Raw genomic sequence first — 20,643 nt, 5'->3', positions numbered from 1 at the left:
TCGTCATGCAGCGCCCCCGTGCCAAGCCGGCCCGTGACGACTAGACTTTTCCGCGTATGCGCACGACGCCGCTGATCCTCGCCCGCGCCGCGCTTGTCTGGGAGCGCGCCGCGCCGGTTCTCGCCGGCCCGCTCGCCGTGATCGGCGTCTATGCGGGCCTGGCCCTGTTCGGCGTGTTCGAGCGGCTGGGCGATCCCGCGCGCGCGCTGACGGCTCTGGCGCTCGCCGCGATCGGCGGGTTCGCCGCGGTTCGCGCCGCGCGACGCTTCACCTGGCCCGCCCGCCGCGACGCCGAGCGCCGGGTCGAGGAGGACAGCCGGCTCGCCGACCGGCCCTACGAAGCCCTGCGCGATGCGCCGTCGGCCGGCGACGACGCGCTGTGGGCGGCCCATCGCGAACGCATGGCCGTCCGGTTGGCCGGCGCGCGGACCCGCCGGCCGAAGGCGGCCTGGGCGGCGCTCGACCCGTGGGGGGCGCGGGTGGCCCTCGTCCTGATGCTCGTCGTCGGCGGGCTGGCCGCCGGCGACCGCCTCAACGCCCGGCTCTACGACGCCTTCCTGCCGCGCCCGCTGGCCGGCGGCGGAGCAGCCGCCGTCGCCGATCTCTGGATCGAGCCGCCCGAATACACCGGCCGGCCGACGATCTATCTGCGCGACCGCCGCGAGCTCGAGATTCCCGAAGGCTCCGTCCTCGCCGCCCGGGTCGCCGGCGTGCGGGGCGCGCCGCGCGTGTCCGGCGCGGAGGCCGAGATCGAGCAGATCGGGCCGCGGACCTACCAGGTCCGCGCCGTCCCCGCCGAAGACGGCGAGATCGCCGTGCGCGCCGGCGCGCTGCGCGAACGGGTCCGCCTCGCCCTCATTCCCGACGAACCGCCGCATCTGGCGCTGGCCGCCGAGCCCGAGGGCGACGCCGAGGGCCGGCTCGGCCTCGAATTCGTCGCCCGCGACGATTACGGCGTCGAGGCCTTCGCGCTCGAGTTCGCTCCGGAGCCCGACGCCGGCGATCCCGCCGACGACGCCTGGGAGCGCGTCGAGATCGCGCCGGGTTCGGTCACGGTCGCGGGCGAGGACGGGCTCAAGGGAGCCGAGATCGATCTCGCCCGCCATCGTCTCGCCGGCGAGCGCGTGCTGATCCGCATGACCGGGACTGACGCCGCCGGCCAGACCGGGCGCAGCGCGCCGGTCGCGATCACCCTGCCGCAACGGGTCTTTCTCGATCCGCTGGCCCGCGCCGTGGCCCACGAGCGCAAGGGCTTTCTCGGCGTCTCCGACGACTACGCGCCCATGCCCGAGGCGGAGCCCGCGCCCGCTCTCGACCGGCCGCGCTATCTCGACGACCAGCCCGACCGGCGCATCGAGCGGGCGCCGGACGAGGTGCGCCGGCTGGCGCTCGCCCTGGATGCGGTGAGCGACGCGCCGCCGCGCTTCTTCGACGACCCGATCGTCTACATGGGCCTGCGCACGACGCTCCACGAGGTCCGCCGCGCCCGCGAGATCGACGCGCTCGGCCATCTCGACGAGGATCTCTGGCAGATCGCCCTGCGCGCCGAGCTGGGCAGCCTCGCTGACGCCGAGGCCGCGCTGCGCGCCGCCGAGCAGGCGCTGATGGACGCCATGGCCCGCGGCGCCGACGCAATGGAACTGTCGGCGCTGTTCGACGCCTTCGAGCAGGCGATGCAGAACTACATGGCCGCGCTGGCCCGCGAGGCCGCCGAGGAAGGCCGCTTCGCCGAAGGCGGCGGAGGCGGCGGCATGAACTCCGACGCTCTGCAGGAGATGCTCGACGCGCTCCGGGAGTCCGCCGAGCTGGGCGACACGTTGAACGCGCGCCGGGCGCTGGCCGCGCTGGCGGAAATGCTGCGCAACATGCAGATGCAGCTCGCCCGCGGCGGGCAGGGCGATGGCGAGAGCGAGATGTCGCGCGCCCTGCGCGAGGCGCTCGAGGAGCTCGGCGATCTCATCGGCGAGCAGCGCGAGCTCATGGACGAGACCTTCCGCGGCGAGGACGGTCAATCCGGCCGGCCGCAGGGCGGCGGCGAGGAGGACGGCGAGGCCGGCGGCGGCGAGGCGCCGCGCGATCTCGCCGGACGCCAGGGCGCGCTCGGCGAGCGCACTGGCGAGTTCTCCGAGAGCGCGCCCGGGGGCGCGGCCGCCGAGGCGCTCGACGAGGCCCGCCGCGCCATGCGCGAGGCCGAGGAGGCGCTGCGCGGGGGTGATCGCGACCGGGCGCTCGACGCCCAGGACGAGGCGTTGCAGGCGCTGCGGGAAGGCGCGGGCGAGGCCGCCCGCCGCCTGGCCGAAGCGCGCGGCCAGCAGGGCCAGGACGGCGAGACCGATCCGCTCGGACGATCCGGAAGCGGGGCGATGGGCGGCGGCGTCGACCTGCCCAGCGAGAGCGAACGCCAGCGCGCCCGGTCGATCCTGGAGGAGCTGCGCCGCCGGGCGGCTGAACAGAACCGTCCCCAGGACGAGCTCGACTATATCGACCGGCTGCTCGAACGCTTCTGACGCGCCCATCTCGGCGTGGTATTTTCGGACGTTCTCGGAAAACGGGGAGGTCAGGCGATGGCGGACCAGAAGAAGCGACGCACGCTGCGCCTGCTCGGTTTCGGCGGGGCGGCGCTTCTGGTCGTCGGCGCCGGGGGCGGCTGGGTCGTCACCCGCACGCCGCGCGAAGCGACCGAACCCTGGCGGATCGCGGGCGAGCCCCACGAGGATCCGCGGATCACGATCCTGCGCTGGGCCGTGCTCGCGCCCTCCTCGCACAATCTCCAGCCCTGGATCGCCGATCTGTCAGAGCCCGGCGTCGTCACCGTTCTGCCGGACACCGGCCTGCTGCTGCCGCGCACGGACCCCTTCGCCCGCCAGACCGTCGTGAGCCTGGGCGGCTTTCTCGAGGCGATCGATCTCGCCGCGGCCGCCAATGGCTTCGCGACTGAAACGACGCTGTTTCCCGAGGGCGTCTATCCGATGTCGCTCGACGACCGGCCGGTCGCGCGCATCGCGCTCGCCGAAAATCCGGAGGCCGAACCCGACGTCCTGTTCGACCAGCTCGGCGCGCGGCGCACGATCAAGACCGCCTACGATCCCGGCCGTCCGCCGCCGCCCGAGACGCTGGAATATCTGCGCCGCGGCGCCGAAGCGTCGCGCGTCGCCTTCGGCGCGGAGACGTCGCCCGACGCGGTCGCGCCGCTGCGCGAGATCGTGCGCGAGGCCGGGATCCGCGAGCTGATGACGCCGCGGGTTCAGGCCGAGACGGTCGCGGTGATGCGCATCGGCAAGGCCGAGATCAATGCGAACCCGGACGGAATCGCGCTGCAGGGACCCGCGATCGAGGCGATGGCCGCCGCGGGCATGGTCACGCGCAGCGCGATGATGGACCCCGAGAGCACCGCCTTCCGGCAGGGCGTGACGATGTACGAGGAGCAGGCGGCCGGGACGCCGGCCTTCGTCTGGCTCGCCACCGAGCGCAATGACCGGGAAAGCCAGGTCGCCGCGGGACGGTCATGGCTCCGCATGCAGCTCGAGGCGACCGCGCGCGGTCTCGCACTCCACCCGATGAGCCAGGCGCTGCAGGAATACCAGGAAGTCTCGGAGTTCTACGACGCCGTCCATACGCGCCTCGGACTCGGCGGGCGACTCGGAACCATCCAGATGCTCGCCCGCGCCGGCTACGCCGATCCGCCGGGCCATCCCCAGCCGCGCTGGGCGGCCGCCGACAAGCTTGTCGGCGGCGCGGGGACCGCGGCGCAACGGCCGAACCTGCGCGTTCCGGAGAGCGCGTTTCGCGCCTAGTCTGCTTGCCCGGCCGGCCGCGCATCGGGATCGAAGATCACCTCGATCTCGGCGGCGGCCTCCGGCGGATCGGGCATGATGGTGCGGAAGCGCTCCATCGCCTCGGCGTCAAGTTCCGGCGATTCCATCAGCACGACCCACTCGACCAGCGGCGCGCCGTCGGCGTCGAGCAGGGCGGCGCGCAGCGGCGGGATCTCGCGCGCCCGGCCGGTGATGTTGACCACGTCGCCCTCGATCGCCAGCGCGGGCGCGCCGTCGGTCTCCTCGCGCGCCACCGAGAGATTGCGCACCTCGAGGCCGTAGGGATTGACCGGCGCGCCGACTGCGGCGAACGCCGCGCTCGATTGCGGCCAGACGCGCATGATGTCGACGCGCATGATCCAGGCGCCGCCCAGCATGACCGCGAACATGGCCGCGACGCCCAGCCAGCCGACGCCGGAGACGGCGAGGCGCGCATTGCGGCGGCGCACCTCGGCCCGGCGGCGGATCAGCTCGTGGGGCTTGAGCGGCCGGGCCTGCAGCGTCGGCGCGGAGACCGGCTCGGCCTTGAGCGGCGTCTCCTCGACCGCGGGGACGTCGACCGCTTCGCTCAGCGTCAGCGCCTCGGCCTCGACCTTCCAGGAATGGCCGCAGGACGCGCAGCGCACGCGGCCGCCGCGCGCGCTCAGCGCGTCGTCTTCGGCGCGATACCGCGTGTCGCAGCTCGGACAGGTCACGATCATGGACGCAGACCTCTTTGCTCCTGCATAGTCCGCCTCGCGCTCCTTCCGCCGATCCGACCGAATCAGGGCCCGACCCATCCGATGACCGCCGAAGCGCGAGACCCCGACACGCCGTCGAACGGCGCGGAACCGGCCGTCCGGTTCCAGGGAGTCGGCATGCGCTACGGCCGCGGACCGGAAGTCCTGCGCGACGTCACCTTTGATTTACCACGCGGAGGTTTCCAGTTTCTCACCGGCCCGTCGGGCGCGGGCAAGACAACCCTGCTGCGGCTGATCTATCTCGCCGAGCGACCGTCGAGCGGGCTCATCTCGCTGTTCGGCCGCGACGCCTCGATGATCCCGCGCGAGTCCCTGCCCGGTCTGAGGCGGCGCATCGGCGTCATCTTCCAGGACTTCCGCCTGCTCGATCATCTCACCGTGTTCGACAACGTCGCCCTGCCGCTGCGCGTCGCCGGCCAGCCGCGGGCGAGCTACGCCGAGGATGTCGGCGAACTGCTCGCCTGGGTCGGACTCGGCGAGCGCATGGACGCCCATCCCGCGACCCTGTCCGGGGGCGAGCAGCAGCGCGCCGCGATCGCGCGCGCCGTCGTCGCCAAGCCCGACCTGCTCATCGCCGACGAGCCCACGGGCAATGTCGATCCCGCGATGGCGCGGCGGCTGATGCGGCTCTTCGTCGAGCTCAACCGGCTGGGCACGACCGTGCTGGTGGCCAGTCACGACTTCTCGCTGGTGCGCTCGCTGGACGCGCCGGTGATGGAGCTCGCCGGCGGGCGGCTTGCGCACGGGGCGCGGGCGGCATGAGCGAGGCCCCGCCGAAGTCGGGACCGCTGCTGCCGCCGGACGCCGACCGCGACCGGCCGCTCTTCGCGGTCGCCTCGATCCTGGTTTTCCTGGCCTGCCTCGCCGCGCTCGGCGCGGCCGGCGCCTGGGGCGCGGCGGCGGGCTGGACGGCCCAGCTCACCGACGAGATCACGGTCCAGCTCATGCCGGCGGAAGGCCGCGACGCCGACGCCGACGCCGCCGAAGCGGCCGGGCGCATCGCGGAGCTGCCCGGCGTCGTCGATGTCGAGGCGCGATCGCGCGCCTCCGCCGAGGCCCTGCTGCGCCCGTGGCTGGGCGACGGCGCCCTGCCCGATGATTTGCCCGTGCCGCGCCTGATCGCGGTGACCGTCGACCCGGCCGAACCGCCCGCGCCGGGCGCGATCGAGGCCCTGCTCGAGGACGCGCCCTACCAGGTCCTCGTCGACGATCACGGGCGCTGGGCGAACGCCGTGGCCCGCGCGGCCGGCGCGGTGCGTTATTTCGCCTTCGGCCTCGTCTTCGTGCTGGGGATCGCGGCGGCCGCCGTGGTGGCTTTCGCCGCCCGGGCCTCTCTGGCGGCGCGCTGGGAGATCGCCGACGCGCTGCATCTCGTCGGCGCGCCCGACCCGTTCATCACCGGCCTGTTCCAGCGCCGCTTCTTCATTCTCGGGCTGAAGGCCGGGCTGGCCGGCGCGATCTTCGCCACGCTGGCCGCGCTCGGGCTGGCCATCGCCGGCGGGCCGGCGGGTTCGCTCTTCTTCCTGCCGACGCTGGAGCTGCACTGGAGCGCGGCGGCCATTCCGCCCGCCGCGGCGATCCTGTCCGGGCTGATCTCGGCGCTGGCGGCCCGGGCGGCGGTGCGCTCGGCGCTCAGGGCGCGCTGGACATGACGGCCTCGCCTTCGCCGCAAAACCGCGCGATGATCCCCGACATGGAGCCGCAAGGATGAACGAACGCGCGCTCGGCATGCTGCGCCTGGCGGCCTTCGCTGTGACGGCGGGGCTGGTGATCGGCTTCGCGCTGTTCGTCCGCGAGGCGACTACTCACGGCCCCTCCTCGAGCGCCCGCGGCGACGCGATCGTCGCGCTGACGGGCGGCGAGGACCGGGTCGCCACGGCCGTCGGCCTGCTCGAAAGCGGCCGCGGCGAACGCCTGCTCATCTCGGGCGCACACCCCGACAGCGCGGCCGACGCCGTCCGGGCGGCCGTCGGCGGCTCGCCGGCGCTGTTCGAGTGCTGCGTGGACTTCGACACGGCGGCGACCGACACGCTGTCGAACGCCGCCCAGACGGCGCGCTGGGCGCGCTCGCACGACTATGGCCGCCTCGTGGTCGTGACGTCGGACTATCACATGCCCCGCGCCCTGCTGGAGCTGCATGCGGCGATGCCCGAAGCCGAACTCGTGGCCTATGCTGTGCGCGGTCCGGCGCCGTGGTCGGACGCCCGCGCGGCGCGGCGCTGGGTCCAGGAATTCTTCAAGTACGCCGCGGTCTATGCGCGGGTGGGGGGCCGACGCGCATCCCCGCAACCGGCCGGGCGCTGAGCGGGAGCCCCGATGGCGGTCCTTGGATCAGCCCTCTTCGTCGTCTGGATGTACGGCCTGATGGCGGTGATGGGCGTCGTCTGCGCGCCGAGCCTGCTGGGGCCGCGCAGCTGGACGCGCGCCTGCATGCAGGTCTATCTCGACCTCGTATTCGGCGGGCTCAAGCTCCTGTGCGGGATCCGTTACGAGGTGCGCGGACGCGAGCATATTCCCCATGGCGGGGCGCTCGTCGCCTCCAAGCACCAGTCGATGTTCGAGACGCTCGCCTTCTGGCGCATACTCGACGACCCCGCGATCATCCTGAAGAAGGAGCTGGTCTGGCTGCCCTTTTTCGGCTGGTATGCGATGAAGCTGCGCAACATCTCCGTCGACCGCGCCGCCGGGGGGACGGCCATGCGGAAGATGCTGCGCCAGGCGCGCGAGCGCGCCGAGGAAGGCCGCCAGGTCGTGATCTTTCCTCAGGGCACGCGCGTCGATCCCGGCGCGGCGGAGAGCTACAAGCCCGGCGTGGCGGGGCTGTACGCGGCGATGAAGGTTAAATGCGCGCCGGTGGCGCTGAACTCGGGCCTGCACTGGCCCGGGCACGGCTTCATCCGCCGGCCGGGAACGATCGTGGTGGAGTTCTTGCCTGCGATCGAGCCGGGACTGTCGAGGGACGCATTCATGTCCGAGCTTGAGACACGCATCGAAACCGCCTCCGACGCGCTCGTGGAGCGCGAAACGGACGCGCAGCGCGCGGCGGACGCGGCATGACCGACACCTCGCAGATCGATCACCCCTACTACCAGGCGCTCAACCGCAAGCGCGGGCCGTCGCGCAAGCTGCTTTTCGTTCCGCTCGGCCTCTTCGTCGTTCTGCTGATCGTCCACGCCGTCTACTGGTTCTACGCCGCCGGCCGCATCCAGGAGCGCGGCGAGGCGTGGGTCGCCGAACAGCAGGCCGCCGGCTACGAGATCAGCTACCACCAGCTGCGCGTGACGGGCTATCCGTTCCGCTTCACGCTGCGCGCCCGCGATCCCGAGATCGTCGCCCCGGCCGCCGACGGCGGCTGGCGGGCCGACATGCCGCGCTTCGCCGCCAGCGCCCAGCTGTTCAGCTTCAATCACTGGATCCTCACCTTCGGCTCGCCGCTCAACCTGGAGACCGAGATCGACGGAACGCCGGCGCGCTACGCCATCGAGGCCGAGCAGGCCCGCGTCAGCCTGGCCGGCGCGGACGGCGCGACCGACCGCATCGGCGCGGAGATCGACGCGCTCACCATCGCCACCACCGAAGGCCCGCGCCCCGCGGTGTCGGCGCTCGGCGCGGTGCGGCTTAACGGCCGGATCGAAGACGGCGACCGCCTGCATGCGCGCATCGAGGCCAATGGCGCGCAGCTCGCCGCCGGCCTGCTCAGCGAGGACGTCAGCGCGACGTTCGGTCCGGAGATCAGCCGGCTGCGCCTCGACGCCGAGCTGACCGAGTGGAACGAGCTCGCCGCCGAGGGCGATTTGGCCGCATGGACGCGCGCGGGCGGGCGGATCCTCGTCAACGCCGCCCAGATGCTCTGGGGACCGGCCGAGGTCGCCGGCGAGGGCGATATCAGCCTCGGCGAGGATTTCACGCCCAGCGGCCGCCTGTCGGTGATCGTCACCGATCCCGACGTGCTGGTCGGCGCGCTGGTCGAGGCGGGACTCGTCGCGCCCGACCAGGGCGAGGCGCTGCAGCTGGCGGCCATGATGGCGCCGCGGCGCGGCGGCGGGCTGGCCCTGCCCTTCCGCCTGCAGAACGGCGGAATCTTCCTCGGCCCGGCGCGGCTGGGCGGGCTGTCCGATCCGGACTAGCGCGCGACGAACTCGCCGAGCGCGTCGGCGACGGCCCGGTTGTCCTCGGCCAGCCCCACCGAGATCCTCAGCGCGTTCGGCAGCCCGTAAGGCTGAAGCGGGCGCGTGATCAGGCCGCGTTCGGCGAGGAAGGCGTCGGCGTCCTCGGCGCGCCTGCCGTCTTCGTCGGGGAAGTGGACCAGCACGAAATTGCACACCGACGGCGTGACCTCGAGGCCGAGGCCGCGGATCTGCTGGACGAGCCAGGCGACCCACTCGTCGTTGTGCGCCTTGGAGCGCTTGACGAAGTCGCGGTCGCCGATCGCCGCCGTCCCCGCCGCGATCGCGGGCAGGTTGACGTTGAACGGCCCGCGCACGCGGTGGAGCACGTCGACGATCTCGGGCCGGCCGTACGCCCAGCCCAGCCGCAGGCCGGCGAGGCCGTGGATCTTCGAGAAGGTGCGGGTGCACACGACGTTGTCGTACGCGTCGACCATCGCCATGCCGCTCTCGTAGTCCGGCGCGTCGACGAACTCGGCGTAAGCCGCGTCGAGCACGAGCAGCGTGTCGGCGGGCAGGCTCTCGCGGAGACGGCGCACCTCGGAGGCCGGAATATAGGTCCCGGTCGGATTGTTCGGATTGGCGAGGAAGACGATCTTCGCGTCGTCGCCGGCCGTCTCGAGGATGGCGTCGACGTCGGCGCGGTAGTCCGTCTCCGGCGCGGAGACGATCTCGGCGCCCGACTGCTTGGCGACCAGGCGGTAGACGAGGAAGCCGTACTCGGTCTGGACGACCTTGTCGCCGGGATCGAGATAGGCCCGGCCGATCAGCTGCAGGAGCTCGTCGGAGCCGGCGCCGCAGACGATGCGGTCAGGGTCGACCCCTTCGGCCGCGCCGATCGCTTCGCGCAGCTCGCCGGCGCCGCCGTCGGGATAGATGTGCAGCCGCTCGGCGCAAGCGCGGAACGCCTCGGCGGCCTTCTCGCTGCAGCCCAGCGCGTTCTCGTTCGAGGACAGCTTCGCCGCGCCCTCGGGCGCCGCCGCGCCGGGCTTGTAGGGTTTGATGTCGAGAATGCCGGGCCGGGGCTGCAGGGTCATCGGAACTCGCTTTCTGGCTAGTCGGGGTCCGCGCGGTCGCGCGGCCGGCCGGGAGATAGCGCGGGCGAGGTCGCGCCTTCAAGCGCCTTGCGCCGGGCCGGCGCCGTCGCGCCGGCGGGACGCACCGCGCCGACATGCTTGACGGCCTCGACGAGAATGAGCCCGCCGAAGGGCGGCCACAGGCGCTCGCCGGCCTTCTCGAAGCCGTCGGCGATGCGTTCGCGCGTGCTCCAGCCCCAGGGCGGGGCGTAGAGCGCGCGCGCCCAGGCGACCGGCTCGAACAGCGCATCGTCGAGCAGGCGCGTCAGCTGGCGTCGCGAAAAGGGCCGGCCGTGGCCGAAGGGGGTGTCGTCGGCGCGCGACCAGGCGCCGGCGCGGTGAGCGACGACGATCACCATGCGGCCCTCGGGCGCGAGCACGCGCCACAGCTCGCGGAGCAGCCGGCCGTGATCGCCGGCCTCCTCCAGGGCGTGGGCCAGGATGATCCGGTCGAACTGCGCCTCGGCGAAGGGCAGCCGGATCTCCTCGCCCAGCGCGCAGGCGTTCTTCGCCTCGCGATCCTCCGGCCAGGGCACCGCGCCCTGGACGTCAGGCATGTAGGCCACCGCCCGGCGCGCCGTTCCGCGATAGGGCTCCAGATAGGGCCCGGCGAAGCCGTAGCCGAGCAGGTCCAGCTGCGGCGCGTCCGGCCACAGCGCCAGGAGCCGGCGCAGCGCCATGTCGCGCGCCGCACGGCCGCGGCGGCCGCGGTAGAAGCGATCGATCTCGAGGGCGTCGGTCCGCATCGGTCACAGGCTCGCATTCGTTTCAACCGTGATGATAGGGTGGCGCACCCCTCCTGGTAAGGCCGCCCCCGCGAGGAGACGATGACGCTTGAGGTCCGGCAGTTCCCCTGCCTGAGCGACAATTACGGCTATCTCATCCGATGCTCCGAGACCGGGGCGTGCGCGGCGATCGACACGCCCGACGCCGAGCGCATCCTCGCCGAGGCGGAGGCCGCCGGCTGGCGCATCACCGACATCTGGAACACGCATCACCACTGGGACCACGCCGGCGGCAACGAGGCGATCCGGGACGCGACGGGCGCGAAGGTGACCGCGCCTGCGGCCGAGGCCGACAAGATCGGCCATGTCGACCTGGCCGTCCGCCACGGCGACGTCGTGCGTCTGGGAAACCTCGAGGCGCAGGTGATCGATGTCGGCGGCCACACGCTCGGCCATATCGCCTACTGGTTCGAGACCGAGCGGACGGCGTTCGTCGGCGACGCGCTGTTCGCGCTCGGCTGCGGGCGGCTGTTCGAGGGCGCGCCCGCCCAGATGCAGGAGAGCCTGTCGCGCCTGCGCGCCCTGCCGCCGGAGACGACGATCTACTGCGCGCACGAATACACCCAGGCCAATGCGCGCTTCGCGCTGACCGTCGACCCGGACAATCCCGAGCTGAAGGCCTACGCCGAGCGCGTCGACCGGCTGCGCGCGGAGGACCGGCCGACCGTGCCGACCTCGATCGCCGCCGAGCGCGCGGCCAATCCCTTCCTGCGCTGGGACGATCCGCGCCTGCGCGCACGCCTCGGGATGGAGGACGCCGACGATGTCGCGGTGTTCGCCGAGGTCCGCCGCCGCAAGGACGCGTTCTGATGGAGGCGATCAGCGGCGATCTCGGCGCCGGGGAGATCATCCGGCTGCTCGGCATGGCGCCCCATCCCGAGGGCGGCCATTTCGTCGAGACATTCCGCGACGCGGCGGGTCCGGACGGACGCGCACGCGCCACCGCGATCTATTTCCTGCTGCAGGCCGGCGAGGTGTCGGCCTGGCACCGCGTCGACGCCGCCGAGATCTGGCTGTGGCACGCCGGCGGGCCGCTGGCGCTGACGATCTCGGAGGACGGCGAGACGGCCCGTTCGCTGCGCCTGGGGCCCGGACTGCGCCGGGACGAGCGGCCCCAGGGCGTCGTGCCGCCGGGCGCCTGGCAGGCCGCCGAGAGCCTCGGCGCCTGGACGCTGGTCAGCTGCGTCGTCGCGCCGGGATTCGAGTTTTCGGGGTTCGAGCTGGCGCCGGACGACTGGCGGCCGGGCCCGGGCGGAGCGCCGCCGAAGACCTAGTCGGCGACTTCCAGCGTGCGGCGAATGTAATCCGAGGACGGGCGGCCCCCATAGCCCATCGCGGGACTCACTGAAATGTCGAGCACGCCGTCCTCGTAGCTGGCGCGCGGCCGTTCGCCGACCCCTATGCGCACGACCCGGAGCGACCGGACGGCGCGGCGGGGCGCGGCGTCGACGGCGCGCTCGATCATCGCCATCGCGTCGAGGATGAGCGCGTTCTCCTCGGGACCGGGCGCGGTCAGCTCCGCGGTCACCGACCCCCGCGTCAGCGCCGCCAGCGAATCCGCCATCGCCTCGGCGGCCGCCTCGAGATCGGCGCTAGAGACCGGTTCGGCCTCAACGGGCTCGGCCGGGCCGACCCGGTCGACCAGCACGCCGTCGGGCGCGTTCGGCGGGAAATAGGTGACGCCGCCCAGATTGGTCGTGCGCAGAAGCACCCGGTCGGTGTCGGTCACCCAGACCTCGCCGCCGCCGGCGGCGCGCGCGGCGCGAACCGCGTAGACTTCCTCGGAGCCCTCCGGGCGGACCAGCGCCGGCCGGCTCGAGCGATCGAACAGGAACCGGCCGCGCCCGTCGGCGCGCTCGTACCACGCCGCGGCGGGCTGGCGCTCGGCGTCGCGCTCGACCAGCCGGGACAGCGGATTCGACCGCTCCCCGGACTGGGCGTGAGCCGGTCCGGCGAGCGCAGCGGCGATCCACAGCAAAGCGACAAGAGCCCTGAACATACGGCGATCGATTAGGCGGCCAGTAGGGCGATTTCGGGGCGGACCGGCCTGCGAACTGCAGCCGGCGTCGGCGAAATTTCAGCTCGCGAGATACTGGCCGCCATTCGCCGTCAGCGTCGAGCCGGTGATGAATCCGGCGTCGTCGGAGACGAGGAAGCGCACGCAGCGGGCGATCTCCTCGGGCTCGCCGAGCCGGCCGATCGGGATCTGGGCGACGATCTTCTCGCGCACGTCCTCGGGCACCGCCATCACCATGTCGGTGGCGATATAGCCGGGACAGATCGCGTTGACGGTGATCCCCTTGCGGGCGCCTTCCTGGGCGAGCGACCGGGTGAATCCGAGATCGCCGGCCTTCGAGGCGGCGTAGTTGGCCTGGCCGAACTGGCCTTTCTGGCCGTTGATCGACGAGATCATCACGACCCGGCCGAAGCCGCGCTCGCGCATGCCGGGCCAGACGACATGGGTGATGTTGAACACGCCGGTGAGATTGGTGTCGATCACCTTGTTCCACTGCTCGGCGGTCATCTTGTGGAACGGCGCGTCGCGGGTGATCCCGGCGTTGTTGACGAGGATGTCCACCGGGCCGAGATCGGACTCGATGGCCGCGACGCCCTCGCGGCACCCCTCGTAATCGCCGACGTCCCACTTGTAGGTCGGCAGGTCGGTCTCTTCGCGGAATTCGAGCGCGGCCTGGTCGTTGCCGGCGTAGTTGGCGGCCACCTTGTAGCCCGCCTCCTTGAGCGCCAGGCATATCGCCTTGCCGATGCCTCGCGTGCCGCCTGTCACCAACGCTGTGCGCGCCATGAGGAAATCCTCCCTGTCCCATCGGTGAAAGACTGACTATTGTGCGCCGCGAAGGCGCGGCGCCGCACGCGCCTGCGACAACGCAAGGGTCTTTCTGAACGCGAACGTCTGTGATGTCGAGTGCGTAAGCCCCGCATCGCGTTCCGCCCCGCTGACAGGGACCGAGGGAGAAGCCGATGCCCGCCGACGACAACTCCGCCGTCGTCATCAAGAAGTACGCGAACCGGCGCCTCTACGACACGTCCGCCAGCCGCTACGTGACGCTTGATCACCTGCGCGAGCTGGTGAAGGCCAATCGCGACTTCCAGGTGATCGACGCCAAGACCGGCGAGGACCTGACGCGCAGCGTGCTCGCCCAGATCATCTTCGAGGAGGAATCCAAGGGCGCGAACCTGCTCCCGGTCGAGTTCCTGCGCCAGCTGATCAGCTTCTACGGCGACTCCATGCAGGCTTTCGTGCCCGACTATCTGCGCATGTCGATGGAGACGCTGTGCCGGCAGCAGGACGAGCTGCGCAAGCAGATGACCTCGGCGATGGGCGGGGCCGGCGCGATGCCGATGCTCGAAGAGCACGCCAAGCGCAACATGGCGCTGTTCGAGCAGGCGATGAAGATGTTCACGCCCTTCCCCGCCGAAAGCGGGACGGGCGAGGAAACGCCCGCCGGGTCCGACGATCGGGGCGAAGTCGAGTCCCTGCGCGCCGAGCTCGAGGCGATGCGCGCCAAGATCGACAAGCTGGCCGGAGACCGCTGAACGCGGCGTGCCGTTCCGGCACGCCTGAGCGCGCCGACGCCGCCGATGCGGCCCGCATCCGCACGTTTACCGGCTGTTAGGACCTCTTGACGGGAGGTTAAGTCCGGCCCGCATCTTGCGGTCATGGATCCCATGATCGCGAATATCGGCCCGAACCCGTCCGTCCCGACCCGCCGCGCCTCCCGCGTGGAGCGCACGGCGCGGGCCGATTCCGACGCGGACCGCCGCCGGGGCGAGCAGGCGCTCGTGCCCGCCGGCGCGCGGCGCGATCATCCTTCTTCCCGGCGCGAACGGCCCGACGCGAGCGCCTCGACGGCCCGCACGGCGACCACGCTCCAGATCGAGGCGGGACCGCCCTTGCGCGGCCTGCGCGCCGACGAGACCGAACGCCGGCGCTATCGCGACGCCTATGCGAGCGCGGCGGCCGGCGTCGCTCCCGCGCCGCGTCCGGCGATGGAGACGCGGGCATGAGCGAGCGCCTCGCCCTGCGCGCCCTTCGGGCGGCCGACGGCGCGATCGCGCTGGCCGTGTTCTTCGTGATGATCTGACGACCGATGCGAAAAGGGCCGGCCCGCGAGCGGACCGGCCCTTTTGCGTCACGTTCGCCGCGTCGTCAGCCTGCGCCCAGGTCGCGCCGCGCCGCGATGGCGGTCACCGTGAATCCGGCGACCACGTCGAGCAATGTCATCAGGGTCAGCAGGAAGAAGGTGGACGTCGCGAACAGCGGCGCCATCAGGAACAGCCCGAGGCAGATCACGAAGACCCCCATCGACAGGCCGTGATTGACGATCGTCGAGGTGCCCGAATTCGCCGACTTGACCATCTCGATGAAAAGAAAGACCAGGCCGAGGATCAGGATGATGTCGCCCGTCGACAGCGTCCAGACGCCGCCCGACAGCATGTCGACGCTGAACAGCGTGCCGTTGAGCGCGCCTTCGCGGCACGGCTCGGCGTCCGGCGCGGCGTTCTCCATCCCCGCGCACGTACCCGACTGGAAGCGATCGATATCGCCCACGAAACCCTCGGCGCCGCCTCCCGACATCGCCGAGGCGTACGCCACCGCGATGTAAACCAGCACCGGAATGATCATTTTTGGAAACATTCCGAACATGGATCCCCCCTTGTTTTGATTGCCGTTCTGATCAGCGCTGGCGAGGCCGAGCGCCACGCCGCTTCCCGAAACTGGCATGTCCCCGCTCCCTGTCACGCGCGTGAGGCCGACCGGCCGGGCCGGCCTGTCGCGTCACGCCTCGTCCCAACCGCCGGTCTTGCGCGCCCGACCGTTGAGCCACATCACACCTAGCATATCCGTCAACGAGGCGAAAAGGCGACCGAAGTTCGAGTACTTCGACTTGCCCGCCATGCGCGGCCTGTGGCCGACGTCCCGGAACTCGACCTGGAAGCCCTCGCGCTTCATCAGCGCGGGTATGAAGCGGTGCTGGTGATCGAAATAGGGCAGCAGGAGATAGGCCTCGCGCTTGAACGCCTTGAGCCCGCAGCCGGTGTCGTCGGCGTCGTCGTTGAGCAGGCTCTTGCGCACGCCGTTGGCCAGCCGCGAGGCGAAGCGCTTCCAGGCGGTGTCCTTGCGTCCGACCCGCCGGCCCGAGACCATCGCGAGGTCCGCCGGCGCGTCCGGGCGCGTGAGCGCGGCGATCAGCGTGGGCAGGTCCTCGGGCGGGTTCTGGCCGTCGCCGTCCATGGTGCACACCACCGGGGCGCGCGCCGCGATGACGCCGGTGCGGATCGCCCGCGACTGGCCCGCATTCTTCCGATGGCTCAGGATCCGCAGGCTCGGAATGTCGGCCTTCGCCCCGACCAGCTCCTCGAGCGTGCCGTCCGTGCTGGCGTCGTTGACGAAGATGATCTCGTGGGGGACGTCGCGCAGGACGTCATGGACCTCCGCGGCGAGGCGGGCGGCGTTGCCGGCCTCGTTGTGCATCGGCGCGACGACGGCGATCTGCGGCTCGGTTTGCGCCATGGGTCGGGACGGCTTCGGACTGCTCGACGGACGGGCTTGGGCTCGTTGCGTTTCATAACGATAATGTGCGTGCGCGCACGTATTTTTTCTGCGCGCGCCGAGCTGGCGGGGCCGCTTTGCAAGACATGTTCCCCGACTGGGCGGAGCGGCGCGCCCCGTGGATCGTCGCCGGCCTCGCCGCGATCGCCGCGCTCGCCGGCGTCTTCACCTTGCCCGTGCTGGACCGCGACGAGGCGCGCTTCGCCCAGGCCACCGCGCAGATGCTCGGGACCGGCGATTTCGTCGAGATCCGCTATCTCGACCAGCCCCGCCACAAGAAACCGGCCGGCATACACTGGCTGCAGGCGGCCAGCGTCTCGGCGCTGTCGTCGGCGGAGGCGCGCGCGATCTGGGCGTATCGCTTGCCCTCGCTCTTCGGCGCGACGCTGGCCGCGCTGGCCGTGTTTCTGGCGGCCTCGGCGCTGCTCGACCGCCGCGCCGCCTTCGCCGGGGCGGCCCTGTTCGGAACCAGCCTCGTCCTCGGCGTCGAGGGCGGGATCGCCAAGACCGACGCCGTGCTTGCCGCGACGGTCGCGCTGGCCTTCTGGGCGTTCGTCCGGACGCGCCTCGCGTTCGACGAAGGCCGCCGGGCATGGCCCTGGGCACTCGCCTGCTGGATCGCCGTGGCGGCGAGCGTGCTGATCAAGGGGCCCGTCGGCCCGGCCATGGTCGGCCTCGCCGTCATCGCGCTCTCGCTGTGGGAGCGGCGGATCGACTGGTGGCGGCCCTTCCTGCACTGGAGCGGCCCGCTGGCCGCGGCGGCGATCCTCGCGCCCTGGCTGATCGCGGTGCAGATCGCCACCGACGGCGCCTTCATCCGCGAGGCCTTCCTCGGCGACATCGCGCCCAAGCTGGTCTCCGGCCACGAGACCCACGGCGCGCCGCCGGGCGTGCATCTCGCGATGCTGCCGGTCCTGTTCTTTCCCGCGATCGTCTTCCTGCCCGCCGGGATCGCCGCGGCCGTGAACGCGCTGCGCGAGGGCGGCGCCGCGGCCGGGCATGCGCGCCTGCTCGTCGTCTTCGCCGCGCCGCTCTGGATCGTGCTCGAGCTGACGCCCACCAAGCTGCCGCACTACGCGCTGCCGACCTATCCCGCGCTGGCCGTCCTCGCCGGGTGGGGCTTCGCCGCCTGGGGAGAGACCCGCCGGCTCTGGCGGGCGGCGGGCGCGGCGCTCCTGCTCGTCGGCGGAGCGGCGGCGGGTCTCGGAACGGTGGCGCTCGCGCGCTGGTTCGACGGCCCGGAGGTCGTCGCGGCGACGACGGCGACGGCCGTGATCGTGGCTGCGATCGCCGCAGCCGTCGCGGCTCTCGGCGCCCGTGCGGGTCGCGCCGCCATGCTCGCCGTCGTCGCGGGACTGGCCTGGCATGTCGGCGCGCGCGGCCTGGTCGCGCCGCGCGCCGAGGCGCTCTTCCTCGCCCCCCGCGCGATCGCCGCGATCGAGCGCGAAGACCTGCGCCCGGCGGACGCGACCGTGTGGTCGACCTATACCGAGCCGAGCCTGGCCTTCCTGCTCGGCGGCGACGTGCGGCTCCTGGGCTTCGGCGAGCTCGCCGCGCTTTCGCCCGATCTCGACCGACCCCATATGGTCGTCATCGACATGAGCCGCTGGGCGGAGAACGCCGGCGCCGACCGCGCCGCGCGCGAGGCCTTCTTCGCGCGTCTGGACGCCGCGGCGTGCCGGCGCTACGCCGTCGAGGGATTCAATTACAGCCGCGGCGATCCGGCGGTGCTGCTGATCATGACCACCGGACCGTGCGGCGAAACGGAGACGAGATGAGCAAGACAATCGACATCGTCGAGGTCGGCCCGCGCGACGGGCTTCAGAACGATCCGGTCCTGCTCGACACGGACGTGAAGCTGGAATTCGTCGAGCGCCTCATCGACGCAGGCGTGAAACGCATGGAGGCGGCGAGCTTCGTCAATCCGAAGCTGGTCCCGGCGATGGCCGATTCCGCCGAGCTCATGACGCGCGTCCCGCGCGATCGCGGCGTGTCCTATATCGGCCTGGCGCTCAATGAGAAGGGCATGCGCCGGGCGATCGACGCGGCCTGCGACGAGATCAATTTCGTCATGGTCGCCTCGGAGGGCTTCGGCAAGCGCAACCAGAACGCCACGCCGATGGAGACCGCCGACGCGCTCGACCGCATCGCGCCGCTGGCGCTGGAGGCGGGCATTCCGTTGTCGGCGACGATCTCGGTGGCCTTCGGCGACCCGTTCGAGGGCGAGGTCGACCGCGCGGTGGTCGCCGAGCTGGCGCGCCGCGCCGAGGCCGCCGGCGCCGTGGAGATCGCGCTGGGCGACACGATCGGGGTGGCCGATCCGTGGGAGGTCCGCGCCCGCCTGGACGCGGTGCGCGAGGCCGCGCCGAAGGCCCGCCTGCGGGTGCATTTCCACAACACCCGCAACACCGCGCTGGCCAATGTCGCCGCCGCCGTGGATGCGGGCGTCGACGTGGTCGACGCGTCGGCGGGCGGCATCGGCGGCTGCCCCTTCGCTCCGAAGGCCACGGGCAACGTGCCGACGGAGGATGTCGTCTACATGCTCGAACGCGGCGGCTTCGAGACCGGGATCGATCTCGAGAAGATGATCGCCGTGGCGAAGTGGCTCGAGGACGAGGCGCTCAAACACCCCGTGGAATCGCTGCTGTCTAAGGCCGGCGGGTTTCCGAGCGCGGCAGCGCCGGCGACGGCGGCGGGCTGAACACGCCGCGCACGCGCAGCCAGGCCGCCCGGCTCATGATCGCCGCGCAGATCACCGGGATCGTCAGCACCATGACAGGCCGCGACCAGGCCGGGCTGAATTTCCAGAAATAGCGCGCGAAACCGCGCGCCTTGTGCGCCTCGACCGTCATCAGGTCCGCCCGGCTGGTCGCGCCGTGATGGACGACCTCGGCGCGCGGCTCGAACACGACGCGGCCGCCCGCCTCGCGCACGCGCCGACACAGATCGATGTCCTCGACATGGAGGAAATAGCCCTCGTCGAAACCGCCCGCGGCCTCGAACGCGGCCCGCGGCGTCATCATCGCCGCGCCGGACACGGTCGGCGTGTCGACGGCCTCGGCGGGCAGCGGCTCGGCCTCGCGGTGGATGTCGCGCACCCAGGGCAGAAGCCGGGACAGTCCGAGATAGCCGCCGATGGCGGTCGCCAGGGTGAGCGCGCCGCGCCGCCCGCCGCGCTGTTCGCGGCCGTCGGGGTGGACGATGCGCGCCCCCACGATCCAGCTCTCGCCGAACGCCGCTCCGGTCTCGGCCATCCGCGCCGCCGCGCCGGCGGGCAGCACGGTGTCGGGATTTAGGAAAAGCAGACGGTCGCCGGACGCCGCCGCCGCGCCGATATTGCAGCCGCGGGCGAAGCCGAGATTGGCCCCGGTGCTGATCAGGCGGAAGCGCGGCTCGCGCGCGGCGAGCGCCTCGAGCGCCTCGACCACGTCGGCGGGATTGTCGTGATTGACGAACACCAGCTCATCGATCTCGGGCGCGGCCAGCGCGGCCTCGATCGCATCGAACAGGGCCGGCCCCGTATGCCAGCTCACCATCACGATGCTGATGCGCGCGCCCGATCGCTGCGCCACCGCGGATCACTCCCGGCCCGTCTCGGCGGGCCTCTCGATCTTCAGCGCCCCCGCGCCGGCCCGCTCGGGTCCGTCGCGAAAGCCCCAGACGCGCCACCAGGGCGCGTCGCTGCGCTCCATCGGGGCGGGGTCGAACCCGTGCGTTCCGCCCGGCCGGCAGCGCAGCACGCGGCCAAGCGCCAGCCAGCCGCCCCGCCACAACCCCTGGGCGCGCACCGCGTCGCTGGCGTAGTGCGAGCAGCTGGGCTCGTGGCGGCAGCGCACGCCGAAGGCGTAGAGCACCGGAGACAGGATCACCCTGTACGCCGCCAGCGCCGCGAGCCCGATCCGGGCCGGCAGTCGCAATATCCAGCGTGCAGGTTTCATCTCCACCCCTCGCGCCTCGTTATGAAGGCCCGCACCGCGGCTGTCCAGACGGGTCGGTGCAGGTGCGAATGTCGACAGGCGCTCACGCGCGCGGTCTTTCGGCGGCGTCTTCGAGCGCCGCGGCGGCGGCCTCGAAGGCGAGCATGATCGAGCCGTGGCGCGCGGGATAGTCCCGCGCGCCCTCCAGCGCGGCGAGGCCGGCGAAGCGCCCCTCGGGCGGCGGCCCGCCGGTCTTGAGCATGGCCTTGAGCGCATCGCGCGCGCCCGCGACCTCGACCAGATCGGCGCCGATCGCGTCACGCGCGAAAACGCTGGCTGCGGCCTGGCCCAGCGCGCAGGCGTTCACCTCGAGCCCCACGTCGGCGATGCGGCCGTCCTCCACGACGAGATCGACGTCGATCGCCGAGCCGCAGATGCGCGAGACCTTGCGCGCGCTCGCGTCCGGCTTCGTCAGGCGGCCGAGATGGGGGATCTCGGCGGCGAGCTTGAGGACCTCGGTGGAATACGGATCGGCCATGGGGCTCATGTCCGCCCTCGGAGCGGCGATTTCA

The 20,643-nt window shown here is 72.2% G+C and carries 23 protein-coding genes; 13 read left to right on the top strand and 10 right to left on the bottom strand.

Features of this window, described 5'->3' with window-relative positions; genetic code table 11:
- The first annotated feature begins 56 nt into the window (after positions 1-56).
- Positions 57-2,507, top strand: a complete 2,451-nt coding sequence (locus DDZ18_RS13080; RefSeq protein WP_109253853.1) for a DUF4175 domain-containing protein — start codon at positions 57-59, stop codon at positions 2,505-2,507.
- 57 nt (positions 2,508-2,564) lie between these two features.
- Entirely contained in the window at positions 2,565-3,794 is a 1,230-nt protein-coding gene (locus tag DDZ18_RS13075; protein ID WP_109253852.1) for an Acg family FMN-binding oxidoreductase, read from the top strand.
- Here the strand turns inward: DDZ18_RS13075 and DDZ18_RS13070 are convergent.
- A complete protein-coding gene (locus DDZ18_RS13070; protein WP_158272168.1) occupies positions 3,791-4,516 on the bottom strand; it encodes a DUF3426 domain-containing protein in 726 nt (241 codons plus the stop codon). The genes DDZ18_RS13075 and DDZ18_RS13070 overlap by 4 nt on opposite strands.
- An 81-nt stretch (positions 4,517-4,597) precedes the next feature.
- Between DDZ18_RS13070 and ftsE the strand changes: the two genes are divergently transcribed.
- Genes ftsE through DDZ18_RS13045 form a run of 5 tightly spaced genes read left to right on the top strand, consistent with a single transcriptional unit; the run spans position 4,598 to position 8,682 of the window.
- On the top strand, positions 4,598-5,317 hold the full coding sequence (ftsE, locus tag DDZ18_RS13065; RefSeq protein WP_109253850.1) for a cell division ATP-binding protein FtsE: 720 nt from the start codon (positions 4,598-4,600) through the stop codon (positions 5,315-5,317).
- Positions 5,314-6,207 (top strand): cell division protein FtsX, encoded by an 894-nt coding sequence (locus tag DDZ18_RS13060; RefSeq protein ID WP_109253849.1) that lies wholly within the window; start codon positions 5,314-5,316, stop codon positions 6,205-6,207. Before ftsE ends, DDZ18_RS13060 begins: the two co-directional genes overlap by 4 nt.
- 55 nt (positions 6,208-6,262) lie before the next feature.
- Positions 6,263-6,859, top strand: a complete 597-nt coding sequence (locus DDZ18_RS13055; RefSeq protein WP_109253848.1) for a YdcF family protein — start codon at positions 6,263-6,265, stop codon at positions 6,857-6,859.
- Between the two features lie 12 nt (positions 6,860-6,871).
- Positions 6,872-7,612 carry a lysophospholipid acyltransferase family protein gene (locus DDZ18_RS13050; RefSeq protein ID WP_199241158.1) on the top strand — a complete coding sequence of 247 codons (741 nt, stop codon included), beginning with the start codon at positions 6,872-6,874 and terminating at the stop codon, positions 7,610-7,612.
- Positions 7,609-8,682: a DUF2125 domain-containing protein gene (locus tag DDZ18_RS13045; protein ID WP_109253847.1), complete on the top strand. Its 1,074-nt coding sequence runs from the start codon at positions 7,609-7,611 to the stop codon at positions 8,680-8,682. Before DDZ18_RS13050 ends, DDZ18_RS13045 begins: the two co-directional genes overlap by 4 nt.
- Here DDZ18_RS13045 and hisC read toward each other — a convergent pair.
- Together hisC and DDZ18_RS13035 are read right to left on the bottom strand one after the other, a co-directional pair.
- Positions 8,679-9,758: a histidinol-phosphate transaminase gene (hisC, locus tag DDZ18_RS13040; RefSeq protein WP_109253846.1), complete on the bottom strand. Its 1,080-nt coding sequence runs from the start codon at positions 9,756-9,758 to the stop codon at positions 8,679-8,681. The genes DDZ18_RS13045 and hisC overlap by 4 nt on opposite strands.
- A 17-nt stretch (positions 9,759-9,775) precedes the next feature.
- Positions 9,776-10,543, bottom strand: coding sequence for a class I SAM-dependent methyltransferase (locus DDZ18_RS13035; protein WP_109253845.1), 768 nt, complete (start codon positions 10,541-10,543; stop codon positions 9,776-9,778).
- An 81-nt stretch (positions 10,544-10,624) separates the two neighbouring features.
- On the opposite strand from DDZ18_RS13035, the gene gloB reads away from it, so the two are divergent.
- Together gloB and DDZ18_RS13025 are read left to right on the top strand one after the other, a co-directional pair.
- Entirely contained in the window at positions 10,625-11,392 is a 768-nt protein-coding gene (gene gloB, locus DDZ18_RS13030) for a hydroxyacylglutathione hydrolase (protein ID WP_109253844.1), read from the top strand.
- Complete coding sequence (locus tag DDZ18_RS13025) at positions 11,392-11,856, top strand: cupin domain-containing protein (RefSeq protein ID WP_109253843.1); 465 nt, start codon at positions 11,392-11,394, stop codon at positions 11,854-11,856. The genes gloB and DDZ18_RS13025 overlap by 1 nt, the downstream gene beginning before the upstream one ends.
- On the opposite strand, the gene DDZ18_RS13020 is transcribed toward DDZ18_RS13025, so the two are convergent.
- Both DDZ18_RS13020 and phbB read right to left on the bottom strand, forming a co-directional pair.
- Complete coding sequence (locus DDZ18_RS13020) at positions 11,853-12,581, bottom strand: DUF4908 domain-containing protein (RefSeq protein WP_109253842.1); 729 nt, start codon at positions 12,579-12,581, stop codon at positions 11,853-11,855. The two genes, DDZ18_RS13025 and DDZ18_RS13020, sit on opposite strands and share 4 nt — an antisense overlap.
- A 78-nt stretch (positions 12,582-12,659) precedes the next feature.
- Positions 12,660-13,385 carry a beta-ketoacyl-ACP reductase gene (phbB, locus tag DDZ18_RS13015; protein ID WP_109253841.1) on the bottom strand — a complete coding sequence of 242 codons (726 nt, stop codon included), beginning with the start codon at positions 13,383-13,385 and terminating at the stop codon, positions 12,660-12,662.
- Positions 13,386-13,561: 176 nt separating this feature from the next.
- Between phbB and phaR the strand changes: the two genes are divergently transcribed.
- Both phaR and DDZ18_RS13005 read left to right on the top strand, forming a co-directional pair.
- A complete protein-coding gene (gene phaR, locus DDZ18_RS13010; RefSeq protein ID WP_109253840.1) occupies positions 13,562-14,137 on the top strand; it encodes a polyhydroxyalkanoate synthesis repressor PhaR in 576 nt (191 codons plus the stop codon).
- Between the two features lie 132 nt (positions 14,138-14,269).
- Positions 14,270-14,608, top strand: a complete 339-nt coding sequence (locus DDZ18_RS13005) for a hypothetical protein (protein ID WP_146190678.1) — start codon at positions 14,270-14,272, stop codon at positions 14,606-14,608.
- 142 nt (positions 14,609-14,750) lie between these two features.
- On the opposite strand, the gene DDZ18_RS13000 is transcribed toward DDZ18_RS13005, so the two are convergent.
- Positions 14,751-15,215, bottom strand: coding sequence for a hypothetical protein (locus DDZ18_RS13000; protein WP_233245843.1), 465 nt, complete (start codon positions 15,213-15,215; stop codon positions 14,751-14,753).
- Positions 15,216-15,380: 165 nt separating this feature from the next.
- The gene (locus DDZ18_RS12995; RefSeq protein ID WP_109253838.1) at positions 15,381-16,115 is read right to left on the bottom strand and encodes a glycosyltransferase family 2 protein; all 735 of its coding nucleotides are present in this window, start codon (positions 16,113-16,115) and stop codon (positions 15,381-15,383) included.
- 125 nt (positions 16,116-16,240) lie between these two features.
- Here DDZ18_RS12995 and DDZ18_RS12990 point away from each other — a divergent pair, with 125 nt between their 5' ends.
- Both DDZ18_RS12990 and DDZ18_RS12985 read left to right on the top strand, forming a co-directional pair.
- Complete coding sequence (locus DDZ18_RS12990; RefSeq protein WP_109253837.1) at positions 16,241-17,932, top strand: glycosyltransferase family 39 protein; 1,692 nt, start codon at positions 16,241-16,243, stop codon at positions 17,930-17,932.
- Complete coding sequence (locus DDZ18_RS12985; RefSeq protein WP_109253836.1) at positions 17,929-18,855, top strand: hydroxymethylglutaryl-CoA lyase; 927 nt, start codon at positions 17,929-17,931, stop codon at positions 18,853-18,855. The genes DDZ18_RS12990 and DDZ18_RS12985 overlap by 4 nt, the downstream gene beginning before the upstream one ends.
- Here DDZ18_RS12985 and DDZ18_RS12980 read toward each other — a convergent pair.
- From DDZ18_RS12980 to DDZ18_RS12970, 3 genes are all read right to left on the bottom strand, one after another.
- Complete coding sequence (locus tag DDZ18_RS12980; protein ID WP_109253835.1) at positions 18,803-19,726, bottom strand: glycosyltransferase family 2 protein; 924 nt, start codon at positions 19,724-19,726, stop codon at positions 18,803-18,805. The two genes, DDZ18_RS12985 and DDZ18_RS12980, sit on opposite strands and share 53 nt — an antisense overlap.
- Before the next feature lie 6 nt (positions 19,727-19,732).
- On the bottom strand, positions 19,733-20,092 hold the full coding sequence (yidD, locus tag DDZ18_RS12975; protein WP_109253834.1) for a membrane protein insertion efficiency factor YidD: 360 nt from the start codon (positions 20,090-20,092) through the stop codon (positions 19,733-19,735).
- Between the two features lie 82 nt (positions 20,093-20,174).
- Positions 20,175-20,609 carry an iron-sulfur cluster assembly scaffold protein gene (locus DDZ18_RS12970; protein ID WP_109253833.1) on the bottom strand — a complete coding sequence of 145 codons (435 nt, stop codon included), beginning with the start codon at positions 20,607-20,609 and terminating at the stop codon, positions 20,175-20,177.
- Between the last annotated feature and the right edge of the window lie 34 nt (positions 20,610-20,643).

Source organism: Marinicauda salina, from assembly GCF_003122085.1.
Lineage (GTDB): Bacteria > Pseudomonadota > Alphaproteobacteria > Caulobacterales > Maricaulaceae > Maricicauda_A > Maricicauda_A salina.
This window is presented reverse-complemented; position numbering and strand designations above follow the sequence as displayed.

Excerpts from the sequence above, each read along its gene's own strand:
- DDZ18_RS13080 (WP_109253853.1), top strand. The coding sequence starts at position 57 with ATGCGCACGACGCCGCTGATCCTCGCCCGCGCCGCGCTTGTCTGGGAG.
- DDZ18_RS13075 (WP_109253852.1), top strand. The coding sequence starts at position 2,565 with ATGGCGGACCAGAAGAAGCGACGCACGCTGCGCCTGCTCGGTTTCGGC.
- DDZ18_RS13070 (WP_158272168.1), bottom strand. The coding sequence starts at position 4,516 with ATGATCGTGACCTGTCCGAGCTGCGACACGCGGTATCGCGCCGAAGAC.
- ftsE (WP_109253850.1), top strand. The coding sequence starts at position 4,598 with ATGACCGCCGAAGCGCGAGACCCCGACACGCCGTCGAACGGCGCGGAA.
- DDZ18_RS13060 (WP_109253849.1), top strand. The coding sequence starts at position 5,314 with ATGAGCGAGGCCCCGCCGAAGTCGGGACCGCTGCTGCCGCCGGACGCC.
- DDZ18_RS13055 (WP_109253848.1), top strand. The coding sequence starts at position 6,263 with ATGAACGAACGCGCGCTCGGCATGCTGCGCCTGGCGGCCTTCGCTGTG.
- DDZ18_RS13050 (WP_199241158.1), top strand. The coding sequence starts at position 6,872 with ATGGCGGTCCTTGGATCAGCCCTCTTCGTCGTCTGGATGTACGGCCTG.
- DDZ18_RS13045 (WP_109253847.1), top strand. The coding sequence starts at position 7,609 with ATGACCGACACCTCGCAGATCGATCACCCCTACTACCAGGCGCTCAAC.
- hisC (WP_109253846.1), bottom strand. The coding sequence starts at position 9,758 with ATGACCCTGCAGCCCCGGCCCGGCATTCTCGACATCAAACCCTACAAG.
- DDZ18_RS13035 (WP_109253845.1), bottom strand. The coding sequence starts at position 10,543 with ATGCGGACCGACGCCCTCGAGATCGATCGCTTCTACCGCGGCCGCCGC.
- gloB (WP_109253844.1), top strand. The coding sequence starts at position 10,625 with ATGACGCTTGAGGTCCGGCAGTTCCCCTGCCTGAGCGACAATTACGGC.
- DDZ18_RS13025 (WP_109253843.1), top strand. The coding sequence starts at position 11,392 with ATGGAGGCGATCAGCGGCGATCTCGGCGCCGGGGAGATCATCCGGCTG.
- DDZ18_RS13020 (WP_109253842.1), bottom strand. The coding sequence starts at position 12,581 with ATGTTCAGGGCTCTTGTCGCTTTGCTGTGGATCGCCGCTGCGCTCGCC.
- phbB (WP_109253841.1), bottom strand. The coding sequence starts at position 13,385 with ATGGCGCGCACAGCGTTGGTGACAGGCGGCACGCGAGGCATCGGCAAG.
- phaR (WP_109253840.1), top strand. The coding sequence starts at position 13,562 with ATGCCCGCCGACGACAACTCCGCCGTCGTCATCAAGAAGTACGCGAAC.
- DDZ18_RS13005 (WP_146190678.1), top strand. The coding sequence starts at position 14,270 with ATGATCGCGAATATCGGCCCGAACCCGTCCGTCCCGACCCGCCGCGCC.
- DDZ18_RS12995 (WP_109253838.1), bottom strand. The coding sequence starts at position 16,115 with ATGGCGCAAACCGAGCCGCAGATCGCCGTCGTCGCGCCGATGCACAAC.
- DDZ18_RS12990 (WP_109253837.1), top strand. The coding sequence starts at position 16,241 with ATGTTCCCCGACTGGGCGGAGCGGCGCGCCCCGTGGATCGTCGCCGGC.
- DDZ18_RS12985 (WP_109253836.1), top strand. The coding sequence starts at position 17,929 with ATGAGCAAGACAATCGACATCGTCGAGGTCGGCCCGCGCGACGGGCTT.
- yidD (WP_109253834.1), bottom strand. The coding sequence starts at position 20,092 with ATGAAACCTGCACGCTGGATATTGCGACTGCCGGCCCGGATCGGGCTC.
- DDZ18_RS12970 (WP_109253833.1), bottom strand. The coding sequence starts at position 20,609 with ATGGCCGATCCGTATTCCACCGAGGTCCTCAAGCTCGCCGCCGAGATC.